Origin of the sequence: Mesorhizobium comanense (assembly GCF_005503535.1) — a bacterium.
GTDB classification, from domain to species: Bacteria; Pseudomonadota; Alphaproteobacteria; order Rhizobiales; family Rhizobiaceae; genus Mesorhizobium; species Mesorhizobium comanense.
Genome location: NZ_SCNN01000061.1, coordinates 1 through 5,618, shown reverse-complemented (window position 1 = coordinate 5,618; position 5,618 = coordinate 1). Strand labels below are relative to the sequence as shown.

Annotated in this window: 6 protein-coding genes; all 6 read left to right on the top strand. The window is 60.6% G+C overall.

The features are described from left to right. The coding region (locus FFS37_RS35495; protein WP_137935536.1) for a type IV secretion system protein at positions 1-735 on the top strand (735 nt) is incomplete at its 5' end. Positions 736-918: 183 nt separating this feature from the next. Further along, positions 919-1,962: a type IV secretion system protein gene (locus tag FFS37_RS35490; protein WP_137935535.1), complete on the top strand. Its 1,044-nt coding sequence runs from the start codon at positions 919-921 to the stop codon at positions 1,960-1,962. A 9-nt stretch (positions 1,963-1,971) separates the two neighbouring features. Then, positions 1,972-2,754: a virB8 family protein gene (locus FFS37_RS35485; RefSeq protein WP_332313585.1), complete on the top strand. Its 783-nt coding sequence runs from the start codon at positions 1,972-1,974 to the stop codon at positions 2,752-2,754. After that, positions 2,751-3,548, top strand: a complete 798-nt coding sequence (locus tag FFS37_RS35480; RefSeq protein ID WP_171026568.1) for a TrbG/VirB9 family P-type conjugative transfer protein — start codon at positions 2,751-2,753, stop codon at positions 3,546-3,548. Before FFS37_RS35485 ends, FFS37_RS35480 begins: the two co-directional genes overlap by 4 nt. Continuing rightward, positions 3,548-5,011, top strand: a complete 1,464-nt coding sequence (virB10, locus tag FFS37_RS35475) for a type IV secretion system protein VirB10 (protein WP_137935533.1) — start codon at positions 3,548-3,550, stop codon at positions 5,009-5,011. Before FFS37_RS35480 ends, virB10 begins: the two co-directional genes overlap by 1 nt. Next, positions 5,008-5,618, top strand: a 611-nt coding sequence (locus tag FFS37_RS35470) for an ATPase, T2SS/T4P/T4SS family (protein ID WP_171026567.1), incomplete at its 3' end; no start/stop codon positions are given. The genes virB10 and FFS37_RS35470, both read left to right, overlap by 4 nt.

Below are 5,618 nucleotides of genomic sequence, written 5' to 3'. Positions count from 1 at the left end.
ATGAAAAAATTCGCGATTGCTGCCAGTCTGGCGCTTTGGGCAAGCACGGCCCACGCACAGATTGCCGTCATTGATGGCGCCAATCTCGATGTCGCCCGCAAGAATGCGGACAATACCAACTCCATCATGGATTCGAACAAGGATATCCTGAAAAAGAGCGAGGAGATCCTGCAGGCTCTCAGCGGCAGTCGTGACGGTTCGCTCGGGATCGGACAGATGGGCCTTGGCGGCAATATGTCGATTGCCCAGGCGCCGTCGTTCGGATCGATCCTCAACGGCGGGGCTCTTTCGTTTGGCGGCCTTTCGCCCGAAATCCAGAAAATCGCCGGCGCGGTCATCAATGGGCTCCAGCTGGTGAAGCAGCTCCAGCAGATTGCCGGCAGGGAGACGAGCGCCGTCAACACCGCCTATGGCGGCAGCGTCAATGTGGCCTCGCTGCTAAGCGCATTGACCGCGCAGGCTTCGCAGGGCGTTACCCAGCGCCAACAGTCGCTGCAGTCAGCGAGCGGGCAGATTGGGCAGTCGCAGGACGTCAAGGGTTCGGTGGACCAGAACACGCGAATGCAGCTGGAAAACGCGCGTGCGGTCAACGAACTGATCGGCGTCCAGAACGGCGCGGTCGCGGCCCTGAATGAGAAGCTGAAGGGAGATCTTCTTCGCCAGAGCCAGGTGCAGAAGATGATGACACCGCGCACCGTCAATCCGTTCGCGGAATTTGGCAAGAGCGGGGGCTGAACGCTTGTCGGGGCGAGTCCTGCGCATATGCGTTGTGATTGGGCTCGGCGCAGGGCTTTTTGGATGCGCAAATCGCGAACTGAAAGCTCCATGCGGGCCTTTGTCGTATGCCCACGCCGACGAATGCGGCGCGCTAAAGCCGGTCAATTCAACACCGTTCGCCAGCATCGTTGACGAGGATCCATGAACGGTCTCGCCGCAAGCATCCTCGGTGGCATTGACAACATCGGCGAGGACTTCGTTCGCACCGTCTATATGCAGTTGGGAAATGCGATGGGCAACGTCTTCACCCTGATGCTGACCCTTTATATCGTGTGGTGGGGCTATTCGATCCTGAGCGGGCGTGAGTCGATTTCGCCAATCGAAGCGGCCTATCGCCTCGGCCGCGCCGTCATCATCTATCTGCTGCTGACCGGATGGGGCACATTTTCCGCGACGATCTATCAGCTCGTGCAAAGCATTCCAGACGAGGTGGGTAAGGTGATCGTCGGCGCCGTGTCGCGGGCCACCGGCAATCAGCTTAGCGACCAGGCGGCAATTCCAGCGCTGATCGACAATCTCTACCAAGGGGCCCAGGACGTCGCCAATCAGGTCTACAGCGGATCCTTCTATGACATTTTTGGTGCGCTCTTGTCGCTGCTCGTCCTGCTGTCTGCCATCATCTTCGCAGCGCTTGCCATTGCCGCGATCATCGCCGCCAAGGTGATGTTGTTCATCACGCTGGCGTTGGCGCCGATATGGATCATCCTTTGGCTTTACCGATGGTCCTCGCGCATGAGCGAAGGCTTTCTTTCGCTGACCACCTTCCTGATGATCCAGCAAATCCTGATCTACGGCTTTCTCGGTTTCTACTTCTCGCTCGTCAATGCGGCGCTGAACACCGCCACATCAGGCGGAGCGACCATGGACAGCAAAATGTCGCTGGTGCTGCCCTTGGTGCTGGTGACGATCATCGGCATTTACGTTCTCATGCAGATACCCTCGATTGCTTCGATCCTGAATGGTGGCGGGTATCTCAGCACCATGGGCGCTCGCTACTCATATGGGACGTTCGGCAGGAATGCCGTGCGCTATTCCGGCGCGCGATGGGCCGCAGGCCGCGCCGCTCGGGGCGCCCGGCAGCTCGCGACAAACAGTTTTCGATCTTCGCGAGCAGCCAGGGCCGATGCCGCAACCCGGACCGCCATCCAGCAAGGTGCGCGCGATAACTCCAGGCCTCTGGCCTAGAACACAAGAATGATCACCGATCGCGGCCCTCGATCGGGATCGGGATCGTCGCGCAAACGAGGCAATACTAAAGTGTCAATCTCAATGGAAACACCTGCTGGCAGCAGCCGCGAACTCGTCGACAAGCGCTATTACAGGGCAGGCGCGACCTGGGAAGACGACACGCACAGGTCAATGCGCCGATCGCGTACATTGGCGTGGGTCGTCAGCGGCATTTCGGGACTGGTTGCGGTGCTGTCGCTGCTGGCGCTCGTGCTGATCCTGCCACTCCGGCAGTTCGAACCGTACGTTGTAGAGGTCGACAAATCGACGGGCTACCTCGAGATCATGCGCGCGCTCAAGCCTGGAGATTTATCGCAGAACGAGGCCGTCACGGCGGCCAATCTTGTGCGCTACATCAGGGCCCGCGAAACCTACGATTCGCGTGAGCTGAAACAGAATTACGACCTGGCGCAGCTCTACTCCACCGACGCAGCGTCCAAGGATCTGACTTGGCTTTATACGCCTGCAAATCCACAATCGCTGGACAAGATTTTTGGCCGCAATGTCACTGTCTCGGTCGAGATCAAATCGGTTTCCCTGCTCAATCGCAACACTGCCTCGGTGCGCTTTGCCACGACGACGCGGCGGGACAATTCGTCCACCGCCGACAACTGGGTGGCGGTGATAAAATTCCGCTACACCTCGACGCCGCTCAAGAACGAATGGCGTTTCGACAATCCACTGGGATTTCAGGTTACGGATTACCGCCGCGACCAGGAATCGGCGCCAGCGGCGGGGAGCCTGCAATGAGACGGCGCGCGGGCCTCGTCCTGTCGGCCGCCCTTCTGCTCGGCACGATCCACGGCGCGGCCGCACGCGACGGCCGCATCCGATATGTCACCTTCAACAACGACGACGTGACGTCGGTGCGCGCCGCTCTTGGGATTTCCACGATGGTCGAACTCAGTCCGACCGAAGTCATCGAAACCGTGTCGGCTGGCGACACGAAAGGCTGGTCAATCATCCCCAAGCGCGGATCGCGATTCCTCTTCGTCAAGCCGCTGGAGCGCGATGCATGGACCAACGTCAACGTGGTCACCAACCGGCGCGTCTATTCCCTGCTGCTGCAGGCGACTGACAATAGCCGTGACCGGGCATCCTTCCAGGTCCGGTTCAAATACCCGGACGAGGATATCAATGCGCGCCTGTTCTCACAGGCCAAGGGGAGCGCCGCCGATCCGGATTTGAAGGAGCTGAATTATGCCGATCTCAATTACGACTACGCCTACAAGGGCGACGAAAGCCTGAAGCCGCGCACCGTATTCGACGACGGCACCAAGGTGTTTCTGGAGTTCAAGGGCGACATTCCGGCGATCTTCGTTGTCGACGACAAGCGTCAGGAGTCGCTGGTCAACGTTCGCACGCAGGGCAAATACACCGTCATCGACAAGGTCGCACGGCAATTCACCTTGCGGGCCGATGGCAAGACGCTCTGCCTCTACAACCGGGCGCGACCCAACGCCATCGATCCCGTCGAGCAAGTCTACGGTCCAACGAAACTGACAGGCGGTTCCACCCTGTTCGGATCCAGCGGAGGGCGCTGATGACACAGATCGATTATAACCAACTGGACGGCAGCCCAACGGTCGCGCGCCGTGGTGCGGGCGTGGGTACCAGGATCGCCCTGGTCAGCCTCGGCGTAGTGCTGGTAGGCGCGCTGATATGGCTCAACTGGCCCCGGGAGCCTGTATCGCGCGATGTTCGCCGTGATGGGGAGGAAAACTTCAACCCGCCCGAGTTCCGCCCGCCGGCGTTGAACGAACCGCCGCAACCCGCCGACGGCACGATCGACCAGATCGTGGTGCCGCCACCGGCCCCCGAGCAGAAGGCCACGCAACAAGCCGAGAACGTCGATCAGACAGTGCAGGAGGGCGCGGATCTCGATGCGCAGCGGCGGGCGCTGGAAGCACAAATGGCGGCCGAGGAGGCACGCCGCAAGGCCGAGGCGGAAGAAGCCCGCCGGAAGGCCGAGGCTGAGGACGAGGCCCGCCGCAAGACCGAGGCCGCCGAGCACGAAAAAGCGGTGTGGGAACGCCTGCGGTCGAGCCAGATGGTGACGAATGATCAAACCGGCTCGACGGAAGCCGGCGCCCAGGCGGCACAGGTCGAAATCGCGCCCGACGGTCAGATCGTCCCAGTCCCCGGCGCCGATAGTGATCCCAACAAGGCATTCCTGGCGCAGTCTGAGGCAAGTTCTTCCGGCATCGTCAAAGCCAGGGCTTTTCGACGCACCGATGCGTTGATCCCAGAAGGAACGATCATTCGCGGCTATTTGGAGACCGCGATCAACACCGACCTTCCCGGTGCCGTGCGCGCTGTCGTGCGTGAGGATGTCTTCTCTCTCGACGGCAGGCGGGTCCTCATTCCGAAGGGCTCGCGCCTGACCGGTGAATACCGCTCGGGGCTTGCGCGCGGTCAGAAGCGTGTTTTCATTGTCTGGAACAGGATCATTCGCTCAGACGGCATTTCCGTCGATATCAAGTCACCCGGTGCAGACGCGCTCGGCCGCGGTGGCATGGGCGGCCGTGTCGATACGCACTGGGTTGAACGGTACGGCAACGCCATCATGCTTTCGGTCGTTGGCGGCGTCTCTGAATATCTGTCTTCGCTTGGCGACAGCAGCCAGGATGGACAACAGCGCCAGGTGTCGACGGTCGATCCCGTGACCGGTGAGACCACGACCGTAACTTACGGTGGCAATGGCTCGCAGCGCGACGCCCGCGGCATCGCGTTTGACAAGTCGTCGACCGCCCTGCAGCAACTCGCGCAAGAGGCGTTTCGCGACACGCAGAACATTGGCCCGACAGTCTACGTCGACCAGGGTACATCCATTGTTGTGCTGGTGCGGCGAGATCTCGATTTCTCGGACTTATACGCCGACCCCATCCAGGAAGAAGTAGCGCGCCTGAAGGCGGGCGGGCGGCCGAAGACCGCGATCGATCCGACGCCTCTCTACGCGATGCCAAAGGATCATTTTTATCCCGGCTATGGGAGCCCGGTGAAATGAACGCCGTGCATCCCCTCCCCGACCCTTGGACAAGAGCCCCGGTCCTGCGCGCGCATCTGGAGCCAATATGGACCTATTTGAACGAAGACTCCGTTTCCGAGATTGCGATCAACAGGCCAGGTGAATTGTTCATCGAACGCCTCGGCGCAAAGGAAATGGAGCACGTCGTCAAACGCGAGGTCACGCCCGGCTGGATCCGCAACATCTCGACGGGCGTCGCCTCGGCGACAAATCAGGTCATCAACGAAGAAAACCCGGTCCTGTCGGCCGCGCTACCCTCGGGTGAGCGCATCCAATGCATCTTGCCGCCCGCGGCTCCCGAAGGCGGGGCGATCTCAATCCGCAAACAGGTCATCATGGATATGAGCCTTGATGCCTACAAGGATCTTGGCGCATTCGAGGACACGGCGATGGGTGCCGGCCTGGCGCTTTCAACCGAAGAAAAGCGACTTGTCGAAATGCTGCACGACACGTCGCCGATGGAGTTCCTGCAATATGCGGTGCGCAACCGCGTCTCGATCGTCGTTTCAGGCGGCACGTCGACCGGCAAGACGACGTTCTTGAATGCACTCCTGAAGGAGATCCCGGCTCATGAACGGATCATCAC